At 67.4% G+C, this 20,884-nt stretch carries 18 protein-coding genes and 3 tRNA genes; 7 read left to right on the top strand and 14 right to left on the bottom strand.

All coding sequences use genetic code 11. The annotated features are described in order from the left end of the window. Positions 1-163: 163 nt before the first annotated feature. A complete protein-coding gene (locus tag WNM05_RS19660; RefSeq protein WP_434630129.1) occupies positions 164-448 on the bottom strand; it encodes a hypothetical protein in 285 nt (94 codons plus the stop codon). A 75-nt stretch (positions 449-523) separates the two neighbouring features. Then, positions 524-1,459, bottom strand: coding sequence for a cation diffusion facilitator family transporter (locus WNM05_RS19655; protein WP_434630127.1), 936 nt, complete (start codon positions 1,457-1,459; stop codon positions 524-526). Positions 1,460-1,629: 170 nt separating this feature from the next. Between WNM05_RS19655 and WNM05_RS19650 the strand changes: the two genes are divergently transcribed. Next, a complete protein-coding gene (locus WNM05_RS19650; RefSeq protein ID WP_434630125.1) occupies positions 1,630-2,616 on the top strand; it encodes a serine/threonine protein kinase in 987 nt (328 codons plus the stop codon). A gap of 35 nt (positions 2,617-2,651) precedes the next feature. Here WNM05_RS19650 and WNM05_RS19645 read toward each other — a convergent pair whose 3' ends face one another. The 9 genes from WNM05_RS19645 to WNM05_RS19605 form a co-directional block, all read right to left on the bottom strand. Further along, positions 2,652-3,749 carry a protein-glutamate methylesterase/protein-glutamine glutaminase gene (locus WNM05_RS19645; protein ID WP_434630123.1) on the bottom strand — a complete coding sequence of 366 codons (1,098 nt, stop codon included), beginning with the start codon at positions 3,747-3,749 and terminating at the stop codon, positions 2,652-2,654. Continuing rightward, positions 3,746-4,339, bottom strand: coding sequence for a chemotaxis protein CheD (locus WNM05_RS19640; RefSeq protein ID WP_434630121.1), 594 nt, complete (start codon positions 4,337-4,339; stop codon positions 3,746-3,748). The genes WNM05_RS19645 and WNM05_RS19640 overlap by 4 nt, the downstream gene beginning before the upstream one ends. 86 nt (positions 4,340-4,425) lie before the next feature. Continuing rightward, positions 4,426-6,033 (bottom strand): methyl-accepting chemotaxis protein, encoded by a 1,608-nt coding sequence (locus WNM05_RS19635; protein WP_434630119.1) that lies wholly within the window; start codon positions 6,031-6,033, stop codon positions 4,426-4,428. 55 nt (positions 6,034-6,088) lie between these two features. Then, complete coding sequence (locus WNM05_RS19630) at positions 6,089-6,634, bottom strand: chemotaxis protein CheW (protein ID WP_434630117.1); 546 nt, start codon at positions 6,632-6,634, stop codon at positions 6,089-6,091. Between the two features lie 18 nt (positions 6,635-6,652). After that, positions 6,653-8,218, bottom strand: coding sequence for a methyl-accepting chemotaxis protein (locus WNM05_RS19625; RefSeq protein WP_434630115.1), 1,566 nt, complete (start codon positions 8,216-8,218; stop codon positions 6,653-6,655). Next, positions 8,215-10,344: a chemotaxis protein CheA gene (locus tag WNM05_RS19620; RefSeq protein ID WP_434630114.1), complete on the bottom strand. Its 2,130-nt coding sequence runs from the start codon at positions 10,342-10,344 to the stop codon at positions 8,215-8,217. Before WNM05_RS19620 ends, WNM05_RS19625 begins: the two co-directional genes overlap by 4 nt. Further along, a complete protein-coding gene (locus tag WNM05_RS19615; protein ID WP_434630112.1) occupies positions 10,334-10,633 on the bottom strand; it encodes an STAS domain-containing protein in 300 nt (99 codons plus the stop codon). The genes WNM05_RS19620 and WNM05_RS19615 overlap by 11 nt, the downstream gene beginning before the upstream one ends. Before the next feature lie 27 nt (positions 10,634-10,660). Beyond that, positions 10,661-11,029: a response regulator gene (locus WNM05_RS19610; protein ID WP_434630110.1), complete on the bottom strand. Its 369-nt coding sequence runs from the start codon at positions 11,027-11,029 to the stop codon at positions 10,661-10,663. 18 nt (positions 11,030-11,047) lie between these two features. Continuing rightward, the gene (locus tag WNM05_RS19605; protein WP_434630109.1) at positions 11,048-11,920 is read right to left on the bottom strand and encodes a hypothetical protein; all 873 of its coding nucleotides are present in this window, start codon (positions 11,918-11,920) and stop codon (positions 11,048-11,050) included. Positions 11,921-12,110: 190 nt separating this feature from the next. Here WNM05_RS19605 and WNM05_RS19600 point away from each other — a divergent pair, with 190 nt between their 5' ends. From WNM05_RS19600 to WNM05_RS19585, 4 genes are all read left to right on the top strand, one after another. Then, positions 12,111-13,337, top strand: a complete 1,227-nt coding sequence (locus tag WNM05_RS19600; protein ID WP_434630107.1) for an aspartate kinase — start codon at positions 12,111-12,113, stop codon at positions 13,335-13,337. A gap of 61 nt (positions 13,338-13,398) precedes the next feature. After that, positions 13,399-13,492, top strand: a tRNA-Ser gene (locus WNM05_RS19595). Positions 13,493-13,498: 6 nt separating this feature from the next. Next, positions 13,499-13,575, top strand: a tRNA-Arg gene (locus tag WNM05_RS19590). A gap of 3 nt (positions 13,576-13,578) precedes the next feature. Further along, a tRNA-Glu gene (locus WNM05_RS19585) sits at positions 13,579-13,653 on the top strand. Positions 13,654-13,767: 114 nt separating this feature from the next. Here WNM05_RS19585 and WNM05_RS19580 read toward each other — a convergent pair. The 3 genes from WNM05_RS19580 to WNM05_RS19570 all read right to left on the bottom strand — a co-directional run bounded on the left by WNM05_RS19580 (position 13,768) and on the right by WNM05_RS19570 (position 19,192). After that, entirely contained in the window at positions 13,768-16,449 is a 2,682-nt protein-coding gene (locus WNM05_RS19580) for a TonB-dependent receptor plug domain-containing protein (RefSeq protein ID WP_434630105.1), read from the bottom strand. A 231-nt stretch (positions 16,450-16,680) separates the two neighbouring features. Continuing rightward, on the bottom strand, positions 16,681-17,874 hold the full coding sequence (locus WNM05_RS19575) for a sensor histidine kinase (protein WP_434630103.1): 1,194 nt from the start codon (positions 17,872-17,874) through the stop codon (positions 16,681-16,683). Then, positions 17,864-19,192: a sigma-54-dependent transcriptional regulator gene (locus tag WNM05_RS19570; protein WP_434630101.1), complete on the bottom strand. Its 1,329-nt coding sequence runs from the start codon at positions 19,190-19,192 to the stop codon at positions 17,864-17,866. The genes WNM05_RS19575 and WNM05_RS19570 overlap by 11 nt, the downstream gene beginning before the upstream one ends. Before the next feature lie 227 nt (positions 19,193-19,419). Between WNM05_RS19570 and WNM05_RS19565 the strand changes: the two genes are divergently transcribed. Together WNM05_RS19565 and WNM05_RS19560 are read left to right on the top strand one after the other, a co-directional pair. Continuing rightward, the gene (locus WNM05_RS19565) at positions 19,420-19,593 is read left to right on the top strand and encodes a hypothetical protein (protein WP_434630100.1); all 174 of its coding nucleotides are present in this window, start codon (positions 19,420-19,422) and stop codon (positions 19,591-19,593) included. Beyond that, on the top strand, positions 19,590-20,882 hold the full coding sequence (locus tag WNM05_RS19560) for an efflux RND transporter periplasmic adaptor subunit (protein ID WP_434630098.1): 1,293 nt from the start codon (positions 19,590-19,592) through the stop codon (positions 20,880-20,882). The genes WNM05_RS19565 and WNM05_RS19560 overlap by 4 nt, the downstream gene beginning before the upstream one ends. Positions 20,883-20,884 lie beyond the last annotated feature (2 nt).

Raw genomic sequence — 20,884 nt, 5'->3', positions numbered from 1 at the left:
CTGCCGCGGGCTTGGTTTTTTTGGGGCGGTGCCATCGATCGCGGCCATCCCGGCGGCCGGTCCCGCAATCCGCCAGGCCGTCCGCTGGCGCCGATAAAATCTATATGGAATAAAAAACGCCGACCGCAACTTGCGGCCGGCGTTTTTCGTTCAAGCGCGGATATCAGGTTGCGCCGTCGGGACGCAACGGCATCGCGGCGATGTCGCGCACAGGCGTGCCGGCGTCGCGTTTCGCGTCGGCGTGGCGGAAACGGTCGCGCACCTCCTGGACCAGCAGGAAAGGCGTATCGTCCGGCAGATGCTCGGTCCAGGTGCTGATGGTGGTCGGCTCCGGGTGGGGCGCGGCGGGCGCGCGACTGACGGCGTAGGTCTCAAATTGCCAGAGCAGCGGCAGCAGCAGCAAGGCATGCAGCAGCCAGCGCGGCACCGATTGAAATGGTATCGTCATAGTATGTATAGACTACGACGATGCGCGAAAAGTTGCACGTAAAAGATGCGTTTTACAAAAAACGCAGAACCCGCTTTAGTGCGCGGCAGGCATGCCGCCATGGTGCGGCAGGCCGGCCGGATCGATATGGGTCATCACGTCCAGCACCGGATGGCGCTGCAGCACGCGCCGTTGCGCGTCCTCGGTGATCGCGTGCGCCTGGTAGACATTGATGCGTCCGTCCACTTCCAGATGCACGTCGACCAGGATCTGATCGCCCATCTTGCGGGTGCGTAGATCGTGGATGCCGGCGATGCCGGGCGTCGACAACAGTGTGTCGCGGATCGCGGCGACGTCGCTCTCGTCGGCGGCGCGGTCCATCAGATCGTGCAGCGCGTCCCAGGCGAAGCCGAAGCCCATCTTGCCGACCAGCAGGCCGACGATCAGCGCCGCCACCGGGTCCAGTATCGGATAGCCGAGCAGATTGCCGGCCACGCCGGCGGCCACCACTAGCGACGAAGCCGCGTCGGAGCGGGCGTGCCAGGCGTTGGCGACCAGCAGGCTGGAACGCACACGCCGCGCCACCGCCAGCATGTAGCGGAACAGCGTTTCCTTGGCGAGCAGCGCCAGCGCGGCGATCCACAGCGCCAGCGAGTGCACGGCCGGGATCTGCTCAGGGTGGAGGAATTTGGCCGCGGCCGAATACAGCATGCCGCCGCCGACGGCCAGCAGCAACAGGCCCAGCGCCAGCGAGGCGCCGTTCTCGTAGCGCTGGTGGCCGTACTGGTGGTCGCTGTCCGGTCCCTTGCCGCTGTGGCGGCCGGCCAGCAGGACGACGAAATCGGCGATCAGATCGGACAGCGAGTGGATGCCGTCGGCGATCAGCGCCGACGAATGGGACCAGGCGCCGGCGATGATCTGCAGCGTCGACAGCAACAGGTTGACGGCGACGCTGACCAGGGTGCTGCTGCGGGCGGCCTGACGGCGCTCGGCGCTGTCCAGGCCGTCGCGGGCGGAAAGAGGGTGGTTCATGGTCGGCATCCTGCGGGTGGGTAGTGCAATTATCGCATTGTTTTTTTTATTGGTCATTTAAAATCGATTGCAATTTTAAATGATAATGAAAACGATAATGAGCCGCACTGCCGAGGCGGCGGCGCGAAGGCGCCGCGCTGGACGGTGCCGCTTGCCGGTATAATCCGGTCATGGACAATATATCGCCCCCGTTCGCCGGCCTGACGCCGGACACCATACTCGACGCAGTCGAAAGCCTGGGCCTGCGCGCCAGCGGCAGCCTGCTGGCGTTGAACAGCTACGAGAACCGCGTCTATCAGATAGGCATGGACGACGGCGCGCCGCTGGTGGCCAAGTTCTATCGCCCGGCGCGCTGGAGCGACGAGGCCATTCTCGAGGAACACGCGTTTTCCCTGCAGCTGGCCGAGCGCGAAATCCCGGCGGTGCCGCCGCTGGTCCTCGACGGACGCACGCTGCACGGCCACGCCGGCTTCCGTTTCGCGCTGTTCGCGCGCCGCGGCGGCCGGGTGCCCGAGCTGGACCGCGACGAGACGCTGCAATGGGTGGGCCGCTTCCTGGGCCGCATCCACGCGCTGGGCCGCACCGAATCGTATCGCCACCGCCCGTCGCTGGACATCCAGAGCTTCGGCCGCGAGCCGGTGGACTTCATCGTCGCCGGGAACTGGCTGCCGCCGGAGCTGGCCGCGGTGTACCGCGGCGTGGCCGAGCAGGCGCTGGCCGGCGTGGCGCGCTGCTTCGAGCGGGCCGGGCCGGTGGGCACGCTGCGGCTGCACGGCGACTGCCATGTCGGCAATCTGCTGTGGACCGACGCCGGCCCGCATTTCGTCGATTTCGACGACAGCCGGACGGGACCGGCGGTGCAGGACTTGTGGATGCTGCTGTCCGGCGACCGGGCCGATCAGTCGCGCCAGCTGGCCGAGGTGCTGGCCGGCTACGAGGATTTCTGCGAATTCGACACGCGCGAGTTGAACCTGCTGGAGGCCTTGCGCACGCTGCGCCTGCTGCATTACAGCGCCTGGCTGGCCCGACGCTGGCACGATCCGGCCTTTCCGGCGGCCTTCCCCTGGTTCGGCGGACAACGGTACTGGGAGGAGCAGATCCTGTCGCTGCGCGAGCAGATCGCGCTGATGGACGAGGCGCCGCTTTGGTCGTGTTGAGGTGCCGGGCGCCGGCCTGAGGCCGGCGCCCCGAATCAGCGGCAGATCGCCTTGGCTATCATCTCCAGCGCCATCACCTCGTCGGCGGCGCCGAGCTTGATCGCCTCCTTGGGCATGCCGAAGACCACGCAGCTCTCCTCGTCCTGCGCGATGGTGCGCGCGCCGCAGTCGTGCATTTCCTTCAGTCCCTTGGCGCCGTCGTCGCCCATGCCGGTCATGATGATGCCCAGCGCGTTCTTGCCGGCGAACTTGGCCGCCGAGCGGAACAGCACGTCGACCGACGGCTTGTGCCGGCTGACCAGCGGGCCGTCCACCACCTCCACCTGATAGTAGGCGCCGCTGCGCTTGACCATCATGTGCTTGCCGCCGGGCGCGATCAGCGCGCGTCCGGGCAGGATGCGGTCACCGTTGCTGGCTTCCTTCACCTCGATCTGCGACAGGCTGTTCAGGCGCTCGGCGAACGAGCGGGTGAATTTCTCCGGCATGTGCTGGACGATGGCGAGGCCGGGGCAGGTGCGCGGCAGCTCGGTCAGCACCGCCTCCAGCGCCTGGGTGCCGCCGGTCGAGGTGCCGATGGCGATGATGCGCTCGGTGGTGGCGAACACATTGCCGCCGGTCGGCGCCGACAGGATGGCGTCGGCCGACAGCTTGGGCCGGGTTTCCAGCGGATTGGCGCCGGGCGCGTGGCCGGACGGCGGGGCCGAGGCGGACGGCATCACGCGCACCCGGCTCATCCGCGCGGCGGCGGCGCTGCGCACCGCCATCACCAGATGGTTGGCGCTGTCCTCGAGAAAGCCCTTGACGCCGGCCACCGGCTTGGCGATCACCTCGACGGCCCCGGCCGCCATCGCCTGCATGCTGATGTCGGTGCCCTTCTGCGTCAGCGACGAGCAGATCACCACCGGCGTCGGCCGGGTGGCCATCAGCTGTTTCAGAAAGGTGATGCCGTCCATCTTCGGCATTTCCACGTCCAGCACCAGCACGTCGGGCCATTTCAGCTTCATCTTGTCCATCGCCATGTACGGGTCGTTGGCGACGTCCAGCACCTCGATGCCGTTGGCCTCGTTGAACACGGCGGTCAATACTTGGCGGACCACCGCGGAATCGTCGACGATCATGACCTTGATGCTCATTTGTGGATCCTTGTGTTGGGTGGAGGCGTCATTTCCAGTTCGGCCTCTTGTGATTGTTTGATCCAGACTTGGCCGCTGGCGACGTCGAACAGCACCAGCCGAGGACAATTGCCCCCCAGGTCCTCGGCCTGCAGCCGCAGCCCGAGCTGCTTGACCATTGCGCGCGCCAGGCTGATGTTGCGCGACGGCACATCGTGGCTGAGCTTGCGTTCCCGGTTGAGCAGCATCGAGGCGCCGCCGATCAGCCGGGCGTGGAACTCCTGCAGCGGCAGGCCGCAGGCCAGGATTTCGTGCAGCAGCAGCAGCATCGCCTCGTCGCCGTAGCGGCCGGACAGGGTTTCGCCGCGACGGCCGGTGCGCTGCGCCAGCAGGTAATGGCACATGCCGCCGACGCGCGCCTGCGGGTGCCACAGGATGATGGACACGCAGGAACCTAGCAGCGTGCGGATGCGGGTGCCGCCGCCGCCGAAGTGCCAGTCTCCGGGATGGAGGAAGACCGCTTCGCCGTTCGGGTCGGCCGTCGCGGAGCTGCCGAGCCGGCTGTCGGGCGTCGAGGGGGCCGCCGGCGAGGCCGGCGGAGTCGGGGTCATGATGTCTCGCTTCCTTGTCCGTCGCCGGGCGGTCTGCCGCGGCGTCCATGGTTTCAATTTAGTACAAGGGCCTGTCCGCGACCGTTTCAGAAGCGGAACAGATCCTGGTAGGCGTCCTGTTCCGGCGTCGGCGGCGCTTCCGGCGCGCGCGGGGGCAGAGGCTCGGCGGCCGGCGGCGGCGCGGCGCCGCCGAGCTGGAAGAAGCCCATCGCCTGTTGCAGCCGTTCCGACTGCAGCGTCATCTCCTCGGCGGTGGATGCCAGCTGCTCGCTGGCCGCCGCGTTTTGCTGGGTGGCGTGGTTCAGATGCTGGATCGCATGGTTGATCTGGCCGATGCCGCCGGCCTGTTCGCGGGTGGCGGCGGCGATCTCCTGCACCAGGTCGGAGGTGCGCCCGCTGGAGCGCACGATTTCCTTCAGCAAGCGACCGGCCTGCTCGGCCACGCCGACGCTGCGCTCGGCCAGTTCGCCGATTTCCTGCGCCGCCACCTGGCTGCGCTCGGCCAGCTTGCGGACCTCGGCGGCGACCACAGCGAAGCCGGCGCCGTGCTTGCCGGCGCGGGCGGCCTCGATCGCGGCGTTCAGCGCCAGCAGATTGGTCTGATAGGCGATGTCGTCGATGATGCCGATCTTGTCGGCGATCTGGCGCATCGCCTGCACCGTCTGCTGCACCGCCTGGCCGCCCTCGGTGGCCTCGCCGGAGGCCTTTTCGGCGATCGCCTCGGTGGCGCGGGAATTGTCGCTGGTCTGATTCAGCGACGCCGACACCTGCTCGATCGAGGCCGAGCTTTGCTGCAGCCCGGCGGCGGAGGCGCTGGCGCTCTGCGACAGGGCCATCGCGGTGGAGCTGATCTGCAGCGCGGCGCTGGCGACGCCGTCCGAGCTGTTCTTCACTTCGGCGATGATGGCCCGCAGTTGCTGGCACATCTGCCGCATCGATTCGCTGAGGCTGCCTTCCGGCGCAGGCGGCAGTTCGATGTCCAGCTTGCCGGCGGCCACTTCACGGGTGGCGCGCACCACCTGGTGCGGCTCGCCGCCGAGGCGGTGGATCAGCTGGCGGTAGATCAGGATCAGCGAGGCGACCAGCAGCAGCAGCGCCGCCGCGCTGACGCCTGCCAGCGTGGCGAAGGTGCGCCGGGTGCTGCGGTCGGCGGCGGCCTCCGTCTGCCGCTGCAATTCGCCGGTGCGGGCGATCAGCGGCTGGACGGCCTGGCGGTTCTGTTCGTACTGCGCGGCCAGCCGGTCGAAGGACAGATTGATCGCCAGCTGGTCGTGGGCGTCCAGCGCCGGCAGAAAACGGCTGTCGACCTCCTGGAAAAAGGCGTCGGCGGTAGACTTCACCTGCTGCGCCAGCACCGCGCGGATTTCGGCCGGCAGCGCGCTGTCGGCCCATTTCTTCTGGCCGTTGTAGAATTCGGCGCGCAGCGCCTGCAGCTGTTCGAGCAGGCGCTGGCGTATCGACGGGTCTGGCGTGTTGCGCAGCTGGTTGACCAGCAGGAAGGCGGCTTCCAGCGCCTGGGTCGGCGGATCGAGGTCGTTGATGAAGTCCTTGCCTATCACCACCTGGTGGTAGAGATCGCCGTTGATCATCACGGTGCGCAAGCCCTGCCAGGCGGTGACGGCCAGCAGCGACAGGCTGACGATGGCGCAGGCGGCCAGCAGCATGAATTGCCGGCGCACGGTCAGTTTTCTCATGCGTTTCCCCCATGGCCGGCGGCGGGCGACGGACGGATCGACGGCGGGCGCGCCATCATTCCTCCTCCGCCTCTTCCTGCCGGCTCAGTTCGGACAGCAAGGACATTTCGCTCAGCGACAGCACCTTGTCCACGTCCAGCAGCACGACGAAGCGGTTATCGACCTTGGCCATGCCCTGGATGAAGTCGACGCGGATCCGGCTGCCGAACTGCGGCGGCGGCTCGATCTCGTCGTCGGGAATCGCCAGCACCTCGTGCACCGCGTCCACCAGCACGCCGATCAGCTGGCATTGTTCCTCGTGCGCCATCTCGATGATGACGATGCAGGTGCGGCGATTGATCGCGGTCGGCTCGCGGGCGAAGCGCAGCGACAGGTCTATCACCGGCACCACGGCGCCGCGCAGGTTCATCACGCCGCGGATGAAGTCCGGCATCAGCGGCACCACGGTGGGGCGGACGTATTCCAGGATTTCTCGTATCCGCAGGATGCCGATGGCGAACGTCTCGCCGGCCAGCTGGAAGGTCAGGAATTGCCGGACTTCGGCGCTCTCCTGCTGGGCGGAATAACTGTCGCTGCGGCGCAGGATGTTCAGTGCGGCCATCTCGATTCCTTTCCCGCTTCAGTGCGGCATGCCGCCGCGCGCCGCCGCGCCGCCGGCATGCAGCGCGCCCAGGTGGAAAAAGCTTATCAGGTCGTGCAGGTTCTCCGCCTGACGGTTCATCTGTTCCGCGGTGGCGGCCAGTTCCTCGCTGGCGCTGGCGTTCTGCTGGGTGCTGTGGTTCAGCTGCTGCACCGCCAGGCTGATCTGGCCGACGCCGGCCGACTGCTCGCTGGCGGCGGCGGCGATTTCCTGCACCAGGTCCGAGGTGCGGCTGCTGGAGCGGACGATCTCCTCCAGCAGGCTGCCGGCGCCGTCGACCAGCGCCACGCTGCCGCGCGCCAGGCCGCTGATCTCCTGCGCGGCCACCTGGCTGCGTTCGGCCAGCTTGCGCACTTCGGCGGCGACCACGGCGAAGCCCTTGCCGTGCTCGCCGGCGCGGGCGGCCTCTATCGCCGCGTTCAGCGCCAGCAGATTGGTCTGATAGGCGATGTCGTCGACGATGCCTATCTTGTCGGCGATCTCGCGCATCGCCCGTATCGTCTGCTGCACCGCTTCGCCGCCGGCGGCGGCCTCGCTGGAGGCTTTCTCGGCGATGCCCTCGGTGATCCGGGCGTTGTCGTTGGTCTGGTTGATCGAGGCCGACATCTGTTCGACCGAGGCCGAGGTCTGTTCCAGCCCGGCGGCCTGCTCGCTGGACGATTGCGCCAAGAGCTGCGAGGTGGAGTGGATGTGCTGGGCGGCGACGGACAGGTTTTCCGAACCGGTCTTCACTTCCCCAATGATGGCGCCCAGCGTCTGTATCGTCTGCACGATGGACGCGGCCAGGCTGTGCTGGTCGTCGGGCCGCAGCGGAATCGCGCATAGCAGATTGCCGCGCGCCACTTCGCGCATCATGTCGGCCACCTGCTGCGGTTCGCCGCCCAGCGTGCTCAGCAGATTGCGTCGTATCGCGGCGGCGATCAGCAGGCTGGCGGCGACGGCGGCGGCCGCCAGGATCATCATCCGCTGCAGGCTGGCGGCGTAGATGGCCTCGCTCCTGCGGGCCAGGTCATCGTTCAGCTTGTCCTCGACGTCGGCCAGCGCGCCTATGGTGTCGTTCAGGCGCGCGCCCTTGCCGGCGGTGGCCTGGGCGCGGGCCTGCCCGCCTTGTCCCCGCTGTACCAGCTCCAGCGCCCGCTGGTATTCCTGGTGGACTTCCCGGCTGTTTGCCTGGATGGCGGCGATCAGCTCGTGCTCGCGGGCGCTCGTCGACGGCTCGCGCTGCAGCATCTGCGCCAGTTGCTGTTCGGTGTCCGCATAGCGGCGCAGCGAATCCTGCAGCGCCTGTCCGGCGCGCGCGACCTCTTCGGGTGTCTGCGCCAGCAGGCCGTTGCGGATGTCGATGCGGACCTGCTGGTTCTGCTCCAGCATCCGGTGCGCCAGCCGCGCCTCGACGTTGTTGACGCGGGTGATGTCGCGGATGGCCGCGTTGATTTCGCCGAAGCCCAGCATCGCCACGGCGATGCACAAGAGCAGCAGGACGACGATGGCGCCGTAGCCCAGGGCCTGCCGGGTGGCGAGGCGCATGCCCGATATCGCGGTCATGATGCGCTCCCTTGCGTTTGCGGGGACGGAGGCGGCAGAACGAAACGTTCGGCCTCCTTGCGGCAGGCGTGGCGGATCAGCGACGGCACGTCCAGTATCAAAGCCACCTCGCCGGTGCCGAGTATCGTGGAGCCGCTGATCGCCTTCAGCGTGTTGAACAGCGCCCCCAGCGGCTTGATCACGGTCTGAAACTCGCCGCCCAGCGCGTCGACGACCAGGCCGGCCTTGCGTTCGCCGTACTGCGCCACCACCACGTTGCGTCGCGCCACGGCGACCGGCTCCTGCTCGAAGAAGCGCGACAGGTGCAGCAGCGGCAGCAGTTCGCCGCGCAGATTGATGCAATCGTGCACGCCGTTCTCCGGCAGGCCGGCCGGCAGTTCTATGCATTCCACCACCGCTTCCAGCGGCAGCACGAAGGTGGAGCGGCCGACCTCGACCAGGAAGCCGTCGATGATGGCCAGCGTCAGCGGCAGGCGGATGCGGAAGCTGGTGCCGCGGCCGGCCTCGCTGTCTATGTCTATCATGCCGTGAAGCTGTTCTATGCTGCGCTTGACCACGTCCATGCCGACGCCGCGGCCGGACAGGCTGGTCACCTGTTCGGCGGTGGAAAAGCCGGCTTCGAAGATCTGCTGGTACACCACATTGTCCGGCGGTTCGTCGTCGGGGCCGATCAGGCCGCGTTCGCGCGCCTTGGCCAGGATGCGCTCGCGCTTCAGGCCGCCGCCGTCGTCGGCGACCTCGATCACCACGCTGCCGGATTCGTGATAGGCGTTGAGCCACAGATTGCCCGACGCCGGCTTGCCGTTCTCCTGGCGGACCGGCGGCGTTTCGATGCCGTGGTCTATCGCATTGCGCACGATGTGCATCAGCGGATCGCCCAGCTTCTCCACCATCGATTTGTCCAGCTCGGTTTCGGCGCCGACGATGTGCAGCTGGATATCTTTGCCCAGCTCGCGAGACACGTCGCGGACCACGCGGGGGAAGCGCTGGAAGATCTCGCCTATCTGCACCATGCGCATAGACAGCGTGCCGGCGCGTATCTGCTCGATCAGGTTGGCTATCGTCAGCGTCGCCTCGACCAGCGGCGTCTGTTGCGAACGCCGCGCGATCAGGTTGGCGGCGGCGCCGGCGATCACCAGCTCGCCTATCAGGTCGATCAGGCTGTCCAGCTTGCCGGCCTCGACTTTCAGGAACTTGCTTTCGGCCGCCTTGCCGCCGCGGCCTTCCGCCGTCGGGGCGGGCGGCGCCGTCGCGGCGTCGGGAAGAGGCTGCAGCGCTTGCGCTTCGGCTTCCGCCTCTTGGACCGGCGCGGCGGCCGGGCCGAAAGCGCCGAAGCGAGACCAGGCCTGCCGCACCGCCTCGGCCTCGTCCGGCGCCGAGTCTATGCAGGCCTCCCCCAGATGGGCGGCGGCGGCGTCCAGCGGCCAGATGCCTATCATGCTGTCTTCGCGGGCGAACTCGAATACCTCGTGCAGGGCCCGTTCGCCGGTGTCGCCGTAGTACAGCGCCTCGAACCGCAGATAGTTGCTTTCGGGGTCGAAGGCGTCGCCGGCCGGCAGCCTGGCGGCGATGGTCTCGATCCGCTCCACCGTGCCCAGCGTGGCCAGATAGCGGATGAAGGACGACGGGTCCAGGCCGTTGCGCAACGCGTCCGGACCGAAGCGCAGCGACAGCAGCCAGCGCCGGGCCTCCTTCTCCCCGAGCGGCTCCGCCGCGGCCTCGTCGGCCGGCTGCATCGCCTGCGGCAGCGCCAGATAGCCCAGCAGCGCGGCCAGCAGCGCTTCGTCCAGCAGGGTTTCCAGCGGCTCGCCGGCGGCCAGCGCCTGTATCATCAGCTTGACCTGGTCGTGGCAGCGCAACAAGAGGCCGACCAGCTCGTCGTCCAGCGCCAGTTGGCCGTCGCGCAACTGGTCCAGCAGGTTTTCCACCTGGTGGGTGAAGCCCACGATGGCGTCCAGCCCGAACAGGCCGGCCGAGCCCTTGATGGTGTGCATCGTGCGGAACAGCGCGTTCAGCTGCTCGCCGCTGGCCCGGGCCGGCTCGATGTCGAGCAGGATGCCCTCCATCTCGGCCAACAGCTCGCGGGCCTCTTCCAGAAAGGTCTGCCGCGCCTGTTCAAGATCCATCGCCGTCCCCCTCGGCCGGCAAGGCCAGCTCGTTCAGACCCATCAGCCGGACGAAGTCGCGGATGCAGCGGCTGGGCGCGCGCAGCGCCACCCGCTGTCCGCGGCGCTCGCCCTCGCGCAACAGCCACAGCAGCACCTGGGCGCCGGCGCAGTCGAATTCCTCCACCGTCGACAGGTCGAGTTCGATGTCGCCGTCACCGTCGGCGCGCAGCGCCTGTTCCAGTTCGGCGCGCCATTGCGCCGCCTGGTAGATGGTTTGTTCGCATCCCGAGGCAATGACAAGCGGCATGATCGGCTCCTTCGTCGGTCGGGCCGTTCAGGGCAGGATCAGCTTGGATACGGCGGTCAGCAGCACCGGGGGCTGGAAGGGTTTGATCACCCAGGCCTTGGCCCCGGCCTCCTTGCCTTCCAGTTTCTTGTCCTCGGCGGACTCGGTGGTCAGCATGATGACCGGAGTGAATTTGTAATGCGGCAGCTGCTTGATGCTTTTGAGCAGGCCGATGCCGTCCAGCTGGGGCATGTTGACGTCGGAGATGATCAGATGGATCTTGCGGCCGTCCAGGATGTCCAGCGCCTCCTTGCCGTTGCCTGCCTCCAGCACCTCGTAGCCGGCGCCGGCCAGCGTCATCCGCACCACCTGTCGCAAGGTGGTGGAGTCGTCGACTATCAATATGGTCTTGGCCATCTGGCGCGTCCCCGTATTTCAGAAAAAGGTGATGTCGCTCGATCCGGGCGTCTTGTCGTTATGCTCCCGGTTGTGGAGCGCGCGCTGCTCGTGGGTGGTGTAGCTGCTTTTCAGCGCGGCGAGCCAGGCCTCGGTATCCGGCGGCGCCGGCAGTTCCCCGTCGCTGTGCAAGGCCTCGTGCAGCGTGGTTTCCAGTTGCCAGATATCGTTCTGGACATGGGACAGTATCTGGCTGACCCGGTCCTGGAATTGCAGTTGGGTCAGGATGTCCTCGATGGCTGCCTGCAATTTGCCGCTGACGGCCGCGTCCAGCCGCAACGGCGTCGCGGCCCGGACATCGCGCTCCAGCTCTTCCAGCTGTCGTCTCAGGCTGCCGGCCTGTTCGGCGAGACGGCCGTCTTGCTCCGATTGCGCCAGCGTCTCCAGCCGCTGGCCGGCCTCGACCAGCTGCGGCAGCCGCTGGCGCCAGTCGGGCGGCCCGTCGCCGGGCGGGGCATCCTGCGGCTCGGGCGACGGCTCGCCGGCTTCCGCCGGCGGGGGGGCCAGCTGGCGCAGCATGCCTTCGAAGCGCGCGGTGAGCTGGGTGGCGGCGTCGTCTATCTGTTCCCGCCCCAGCGAGATGTGGCCCGCCCACAGCGGCAGCAGCGCGTAGACGTGGCCGGATACCTCGCGCCAGTAGCCGGACGGGTCTTCGATGGCCCGGGGCGTGGGGGTGGCCGCCGCGGGACGGGCGGACGGCCACAGCAGCAGCAACAGGATCAGCAGCGTGGTCAGGCCGAGGGCCGGCCAGAACAGCGGATGGTCGATGAACAGGGCATATTGGATTCCCCCGTTGACGATCAGGCCGATCTCCAGCCGTATCCAGCGCCAGGGTTGAACAGGGGCGGTCATGCACGGGTTCCGTCAGGCTAGTCTTCCTACTGTTTGTAGCCGTTGCGCTGGGGGGATGCAAACAGCCTGTCATTTGTCGTATCGCGCTTTGGCCCCCGCCGGCGCTTCAATTCCGTCTTGCAATTCTCGACATTCTGTGGTCAGAATCGAAGTTCGACATTTCAACCTTTTTTTCAATTAAGAAGCACGTATGGCACTCATCGTACAGAAGTACGGCGGCACCTCGGTCGGGACAACCGAGCGCATCAAGAATGTGGCCCGCCGCGTCGCCAAGTGGAAGGCGCAGGGGCACGATGTGGTGGTGGTGGTATCCGCGATGAGCGGCGAAACCAACCGCCTGATCGCCTTGGCCAAGGACATCCAGGATTACCCGGACCCGCGCGAGCTGGACGTGGTGGTGTCCACCGGCGAGCAAGTCACCATCGGCCTGTTGGCGATGGCCTTGAAGGAAATCGGCGTGCCGGCCAAGAGCTATTGCGGCTGGCAGGTCAAGGTGGTGACCGACCAGGCCCACACCAAGGCGCGCATCCAGTCGATAGACGAACAGGTGATGCGGGGCGATCTGAAGGAGGGCCGCGTCGTCATCGTCGCCGGCTTCCAGGGCGTCGACGAGGAAGGCAACATCACCACGCTGGGCCGCGGCGGCTCGGACACGTCGGCGGTGGCGCTGGCGGCCGCGCTGAAGGCCGACGAATGCCAGATCTACACCGATGTCGACGGCGTCTACACCACCGATCCGCGCGTGGTGCCGGAGGCGCGCCGGCTGAAGACGGTCACCTTCGAAGAGATGATCGAGATGGCGTCGCTCGGTTCCAAGGTATTGCAGATCCGCTCGGTGGAATTCGCCGGCAAGTACAAGGTGCGTTTGCGCGTGCTCTCCAGCTTCGAGGACGAAGGCGAGGGCACCCTGATTACGTTTGAGGAAGATGAAAGCATGGAAAAGGCGGTAGTGGCAGGCATCGCGTTCGATCGCAACGAGGCCCGCATCAATGTGAAGGGCGTGCCGGACAAGCCGGGCATCGCCTACCAGATCCTGGGGCCGATCGCCGACGCCAACATCGAAGTCGACATGATCATCCAGAATGTCGGCGAGAACGGCGCGACCGACTTCTCGTTCACCGTGCCGCGCGGCGAATTCCAGCGCGCGCTGTCCATCCTGCGCGAAGTGCAGACCCATATCGGCGCCGCCAAGATCGATGCCGACGACAAGGTGGCGAAGATTTCCATCGTCGGCGTCGGCATGCGCTCGCACTGCGGCATCGCCTCGACGATGTTCCGCACGCTGGCCGAAGAGGGCATCAATATCCAGATGATCTCCACCTCCGAAATCAAGGTATCGGTGCTGCTGGACGAGAAATACCTGGAGCTGGCGGTTCGCGTATTGCATAAGGTTTTCGGATTGGATCAGGCCGCGTAAATAATTTTGGATTTACGCTTGACATGGAGGGTGCCGCTAATTAATATGGCGCTCTCTGAACGGAGAAATGGCCGAGTGGTCGAAGGCACTTCCCTGCTAAGGAAGCATACGGGCTTAAACCTGTATCGAGGGTTCGAATCCCTCTTTCTCCGCCAGATAACGCACCCGTAGCTCAGTTGGATAGAGTATCTGGCTACGAACCAGAGGGTCGGGCGTTCGAATCGCTCCGGGTGCGCCAGCTGTCCCTATAGTTTAGCGGTTAGAACACCGCCCTTTCACGGCGGTAGCCGGGGTTCGATTCCCCGTGGGGACGCCAGGATTCAAGAAAAAGCCCAGCATGAAAATGCTGGGCTTTTTCGCGTCCATTCTCCCGATATTTGCCGCCGCGGAATAAAAACGGGACGCCGCGGCGTCCCGTCGTCTTGCCCGTTCAGAAGCGGTGGTTGATTTCCACCCAGCCCTGGCGGCCGTAAGGCGAATAGTTGCCGACCGGATAATACGGCCAGCCGCCGCTGTCGTCCCTTTTCACGAAGTCCTGCAGATTATTGATGATCAGGCTGACCGAGGTTTTCTTGTCGAACTGGTAGCCGACGCTCAGATTGGCCAGCACGCTGGGCGTCAGATAGCCGTTGCCGGCGCCGTTGGGAATCTTGCCGTAGCGGGTCAGCAGCAGCGTCGACGACCAGTTGCCGATATTCCAGGTGGTGCTGAAGTCCAGCTTGTCCGGCCAGTCGGTGTTGGACAGGTCGGTCAGCTCGTTCTGCGCCGGGTCGCCGGCGAATTGCTGGTAGGTGTGCGTCAGCACCTTGGTGTAGGTGGCCTTGAACAGGAAGTCGCCGGCGTTCGCGGTGCGCAGATTGTACTTGCCGCTGAGGTCTATGCCGCTGGTGCGCTCGCTGGCGGCGTTGATCGGGTTGACGATGATGGTGTTGATCGCGCCCGGATCGACCAGGGCGTTGGCCGGATTGCGCACGATGCGGGTCAGCGCGTCCTGGCATTGCGAGGAGTGGATGTCCAGCTGGCCGCCGCGGCACAGCGCCTCGTTGCGCAGCAGCTGGTCGGCGCTGAGCGTGGTGACCAGATTGTCTATCGTGATGTTCCAGTAGTCCAAGGAGATGTCGGCGTCGCGGCTAGGCGACCAGACAAAGCCCAGGCCGTAGGACTTGCCGTTTTCCGGCTGCAGTCCGGGATTGCCGTTGCTGATGTAGTTGGAGCCGGGCGACACGCCGGCGTACTGGCAGTTGGCCAGCGGCTGGCCCGCCTGGGCGCAGCGCCAGTAGTCGGTGGTGGAGGCGTAATAGCCGCGGGTCTGCGTCTGGAACAGATAGCTCATGTCCGGCGCGCGGAAACTGGTCGCGTAGTTGCCGCGCAGCAGCAGGCTGCCGGTCGGGCGGTATTCCAGGCCCGCGCCGTAGGTGAATTTGCCTTCGCTGCTGTCATCGGTCTGGTAGCGGTCGTAGCGGCCGGACAGCGTCAGGTTCAGCGGCTTGGCCAGCGGCAGCAGCAGCTCGCCGCCCAGCGCCGAGCGCGCGCGGGTGCCGGCGGCCTTGAGCGCCGGCGAGGCGTTGAAGAACACGCCCTGGTTCAGCCGGGCGTCGGGCTCGTTGCTGAAGCCCTGGCTGCCCCATTCGGCGATGCCGGCCAGTTTGGCCGCGCCGGCCGGCAACTGGAACAGCTCGCCGTTGGCGCTGAGGCTCAGCGCCTGCAGCCAGGACTTGTTCTGGCCGACGCTGTTGCCGATCAGGCCGGCCGATTGCGCGGCCGTCAGCGGCTGGTAGAAGCGGCTGGTGCTGGGCGCGTAGATCGGCACGCCCTTGCTGTCGGTGCCCAGCTGGGGGCCGAGGAAGTAGCTGTCGACGCCGGCCAGCAGCATCGGGCTGGTGCTCTGGCTGGTGTAGACCGAGGCGTTGTAGGCCAGCTCGTAGTTCCAGCTGCCGGAGAGCTCGCCGCGCACGCCCAGCGTCAGATTGGCGGCCACGTCGTCCCACTTGCGGTTGTAATTGTCGGCGCCGCCGAGCTCCTCCGGCGCGAAGCGCTTGTTCCAGATTTCGTAATTGCCGCTGTTCTGGTTCAGGAAGTAGCCGCCCTGGCCGGCGGCCGAGGTCCAGTTGGGGCCGCGGGTATTGTTCTCGGTGTGGTTGAAGGCCAGCATCGCGTCGCTGAACAGCTCGGCGTGCGAGTTGATCAGGTAGTTGAGGCTGAGGAAGCCGCTCTGGCTCTGGTTGGCGGTCTGCAGCGTCCAGTAGGTCGGCTTCAGCCGGTTGCTGGCGCAATAGCCGGATTGGGCGCTGCCGACGGTTCCGACGCTGCCGGCGAACAGGCCGGCGAGATTGCCGCAGGCGCTGCCGGAGTCCAGATAGCTGCCGCCGGCGACGCGGCGGCCCAGTATCAGCGACGGCGCCTCGCCCCGCGCGGTGGATGTGGACATGAAGTCGCGCTGGCCGGCCCAGATCGCGTTGCGCTGGCTCAGTTCCAGGCCGTATACCAGGCTGAGCTGGTCCCAGCTCTTGCCGCCGCTCAGCTGCAGCCGGGCGTTTTCTCCGCCGTGGTGCTGGGCGCCGCCGACCTTCAGGTTGACGTTGACGGCGTCGGTCTTCTTTTTCAGGATGATGTTGACGACGCCGGCGATGGCGTCGGAGCCGTAGATGGCCGAGGCGCCGCCGTTGAGGATCTCGATCCGGTCTATCAGCGCCGCCGGGATGTTGGCCAGGTTGACGAAGTTGACTTCGCCTTCGTAGGCGGTCGGGTAGTCGGCGACGCGGCGGCCGTTGATCAGCGTCAGCGTGTGGTTGGGGCCGAGGCCGCGCAGGCTGATGGCGTTGGCGGCCGGCGTGAAGGTGTTGCCGTAGTCGGCGCCCTGGGTGAAGCCGGTGTTCTGCGTCAGATTGTTCAGCGCGTCGAAGACATTGGTGTAGCCCTGTTTTTCGATGTCGCTGCCGCTGATCACGGTGACGCTGGTCGGCCCTTCCTTGGCCGAGCGGGCGATGCGCGAACCGGTGACGGTGACGCGCTCCAGCGAGTCGGCCGGCGTGGAGTCGTCGGCGCGGGCCTGGCCGGCCGCCAGCAGGGCGGCCGAAATGACAGTCAGATGAAATGTCGATCTTATTTTCACGGAATCAAACCAGACTGGGCTGGCCCTGTGGCAATTTCGGAAAATAAAATCTATCACTATGTCATTTTTTGGTTGCAATTATTTTCTGCAAAACTAATGACTTAGGAATATATGCACTAGAACCTGTTCGCGATCTTTTCCGAGCCGCGCCGCGCCTGCAGGGCCGCTTTCGGCGCCCTGCATCCGGCGGAAATGGCCGATGCCGCTAGAGATCGTGAACAGGCTCTTGGTTCAGAATGTCAGGATCAGCCGCGCGCCGCCGCCCAGATTGCGCGCATAGCGCACGGTGCCGCCGTTGCCGTTCACCAGTTGGCGCACCAGCGCCAGACCGATGCCGCGTCCCTTGGCCTTGGTGGAGTAGAATGGCGTGAAGATCTGCTCGATGCGGTCTTCGGCCACGCCCGGACCGTTGTCGCACACTTCCAGCCGCAGGCGGCCGCCGCGGCCGGGGCTGGCGGTCACCTCCAGGCGGGCGCGCGGCTGGCCGGCGGTGGCCTCGAAGGCGTTCTTGATCAGATTGATCAGCGCCTGCTCCAGCTGGCCGGCGTCGACGCGCACTTCCAGCGTGGCCGGCTCGACGCGGAAGCTGGCCTCGCCGCCGCGTTCCCGCCAGCCGGGCGCCACCAGCGCCTGCAGGCGCTCGAACAGCCCGCTCAGCGACACGACCTCGGGTTTGGGCTCGGGCAGCGCCGACAGGCTGCGGTAGCTGGCGACGAAGTCGGCCAGGCTGTCGGCGCGGCGGCTGATCGCGGCGAAGGCGATGTCCAGTTCCTGGCCCAGCTCCGCCGGTATCGAGGCGGCGGCTTCCGCCAGCAGCGCGCCGGCGCTGCGCGACAGCGAGGCGACCGGCGTCAGCGAATTCATGATCTCGTGCGTCAGCACATGCACCAGCTGCTGCCAGGCGCGCAGCGTCTCGGCCTCCAGCTCGCTTTCCAGCGGCAGCAGCGCCAGCAGCTTTTCCTGCCTGCCGTCTATGATCAGGCTGCTGCTGGCGGCCAGCGCGCGCTCGACGCCGCGCTCGGTGTCGAAGCGTATCCACTGGCGTTCGTTCTGCTGCCGCAGCAGCTGGCGGTACAGCGCCGCGGGCTCGCTGGCGTAGCCGGGGGCCACCAGCCGCCGGGCGCGGGCGTTCAGCGGCTCGGCCTCTTCGCCGCAGAGCCGGAACAGGGCCAGCGGCGCGTGTTCCAGCCGGATCTCCTGCATGGCCTGCGCGCTTTGCGCGGCCGGCTGCGCCGGTCCGGCCTCGAGAGGCGGCGCGCCGCCGTCCCGCGTCGCGCGCGACAGCCATATCAGCAACGGCAGCGCGGCGATCAGCCACAGCGTCATCAGCCTGGGCGAGGCGGCGAAGAGGCCGGCGCCGGCGCCGCAGCCCAACAGCAGGACGCCGCAGGCGGCGACGGGCAGGGCGGAACGCTTAGAGGCCATGTTTTTCCATCCGGCGGTACAAGGCGGCGCGCGACAGTCCCAGCAGACGGGCGGCGTGGCTGACATTGCCGGCGCTGCTGTCCAGCGCCTGGCGGATGGCGGCTCGCTCGCGTTCGTCCAGTTTCAGCGGCGCGTCGAGAGGGAGGGCGGCGGCGGGCGGAAGCGCGGCCGGCCCCAGGTCGAAGTCGGCGGCGCGGTATTCGTCACCTCGGGACAGGATCACCGCCCGCTCGCAGGCGTGGCGCAGCGCGCGCACATTGCCGGGCCAGTCGTGCTCGGCCAGCGCCGCCGCCGCGGCCGTCGCCAGCGGCAGCGCCGGCTTGCCGTATTGCGCGGCGTAATGGGCGAGGTAGTGCCGCGCCAGCAGCGGGATGTCGTCGCGCCGCTCGCGCAGCGGCGGCACGCGCAGCACGATGGTGTTGAGGCGGAACAGCAGGTCGCGGCGGAAGCACTGCGGGTCGTGCAGCATCGCCTCGTCCAGATTGGTGGCGCTGAGCACGCGCACGTCCAGCGGCTCCGGTTTGTCGGCGCCCAGCGGCGTGATCTGGCGCCGCTCCAGCGCGGTCAGCAGCTTGGCCTGGCCGGCCAGCGGCAGATTGCCGATCTCGTCGAGGAACAGCGTGCCGCCGGCCGCGCTCTGGAAGCGGCCGCTGCGGTCGCTGCGGGCGTCGGTGAACGCGCCCTTGCGGTGGCCGAACAGCTCGCTGTCGAACGTCGATTCCGGCAGCGCCCCCATATCCACGCTCTGGAACGGACCGCCGGCGCGGCGCGAGGCCTGGTGGACGGCGTGGGCCACCAATTCCTTGCCGACGCCGTTCTCGCCGAGTATCAGCACATTGGCCTCGGTCGGCGCGACGCTGGCTATCATCGCGCGCAGACGGTCCATCGCGGCGGATTCGCCGAGCAGCGCCGGCGCGGCGGCCGCCGCGTCCGCGCCGCCGGTCCGGGCCAACGCGCCGGCCACGGTCTGGCAAAGCTTGTCGTTGTCCCAGGGCTTGGTGACGAAATCCTGCGCGCCCTGCTTCAGCGCCGCCACCGCCAGCGGCACGTCGGCGTAGGCGGTCAGCACGATGACCGGCGGCGGCGCCGGCAACGCGCGCAGCCTGGCCAGCACCGCCAGTCCCTCGGCGCCGGAGACGGCGCCCGGCGTGTAGTTCATGTCCAACAGCACCACGTCCGGCGCCTGCCGGGCCAGCCAGGCGTCCAGCTGGTCCGGATGGGGCAGGTGGACGCAGTCGCCCAGCTTGCGCAGCAGCATCCGCGCGGCCAGCGCGACGTCGGCGTCGTCTTCGATCAACAGAATGCAGGGCTTGCTCATGGTCGTCACGGGACAAGACAAAGGCATGATGGTGCGCGGCAAACGCAGGCTTGGCAAGCGCGGCGGATCGTCCGGCGCGCGGACACTGTCCGTATCCGGACAGCTGCCTGTCCGTATCCGGACGGGTTGGCTCGATTTTATTTGTAAATGATTGAATTTAAACGAGTTGTATTGCTGGCACACGGCTTGCTGTAGTACGGGCATTCGCAATCGAGGAGGGTTCCGTCATGGCGGGCAAGTCTTTCATCCTGGCCGGCTGCGCGCTGGTCGCCTTGCTGGGTCTCGCGCTGTTGTCTTCGCCGTCGCTGGCGCTGCATTGTCATCCCGGCGGCCTGTTGCTGCGGGCCACGCTGGGCGCGCTGCAACTGCGGCTGCAATTGCATCTGGGAGGCGGCTTGTGAGCGGCGGGCGGGAGGCGGAGCTGCCGGCCAGCGGCGCGGCGATGGACGAGACGGTGGCGCGCAGGCCTTGGTTCCGCCGCCGCCCGGCCTGGCTGCTCGCGCCGCTGCTGGCGCTGGCCGGCGTCGCGGTGTGGTGGGCCTGGCAGCCGTCCGGCCTGCGCGTCGCGGCCGGCGAAGTGCAGATCGCCGCGGTGACGGCCGGCACCTTCAGCGACGAGGTGATCCTGCGCGCCACGGTGCAGCCGGCGCAGTCTGTGTTGCTGGATCTGGTCGAGGGCGGCCGGGTGGACGAGGTGCTGGCCCGCGACGGCGACCGGGTCCGCGCCGGCCAGGTGCTGGCGCGCTTGTCGAATCCGCAGCGCCAGCTGGACCTGCTGGCGCGCAAGTCCGACCTGGCGCAGCAGTACGCCAATCTGTCGTCCACGCGCGAGCAACTGGAGTCGACGCGCAGCGACTATCGCCGCCGGCTCAGCGATCTGGCCCTGAAGCTGAAACAGCAGGAGCGGCAATACCGCCGCGACGCGGCGCTGGCGGCGCAGGGCTTCATTTCCGCGGCGGCGCTGGAGGATTCGCGGGACCGCCTGCAGCAGTACCGCGACGATTACCGCGACGAGCTGAAAAGCCGGGAGCGGGAGCTGGACATCAAGCGGGACGCGCTGCGGCAGATGCGGCTGGCGCAGGACGAACTGAGCCGCGGCACCCGGATGGCGGCCGACAGCCTGGCCGCGTTGTCGCTGCGCGCGCCGATGGACGGGCAACTGACCAATTTCAATCTGCAGGTGGGCAGCTCGCTGAAGCCGGGTGACCGGGCCGGGCGGGTCGACAGCCTGGGCAGCTACAAATTGAACGCCCAGGTGGACGAGTTCTATCTCGGCCGGGTACGGCGCGGCCAGCGCGCCGGCATCGAACTGGACGGCCGCACGCTGCCGGCGCGGGTCGGCAATATCAATCCGCAGGTGCAGGACGGGCATTTCCAGCTGGAACTGCAGTTCGACGGCAAGCCGGACGCCGCGCTCAGCGCCGGCCAGGGCCTGGACGGCCGGCTGACGCTGGGCGAGCCGGTCAGCGGGCTGGTGCTGCCGGCCGGCGCCTTCGTCAACGACACCGGCGGAACCTGGGCGATGGTGTTGAGCGGCGACGGCGGCAGCGCCGAGCGCCGCGCGATCCGCATCGGCCGCCGCAGCCAGACCCAGCTGGAAATCCTGGGGGGACTGAAGGCGGGAGACAGGGTCATCGTCTCCTCCTATGCCGGCTTCGGCAAGTATCGGCAGCTGACGCTGCAACCATAAGA

This window comes from Chromobacterium sp. CV08, assembly GCF_051129845.1.
Taxonomy (GTDB): Bacteria; Pseudomonadota; Gammaproteobacteria; order Burkholderiales; family Chromobacteriaceae; genus Chromobacterium.
This window is presented reverse-complemented; position numbering and strand designations above follow the sequence as displayed.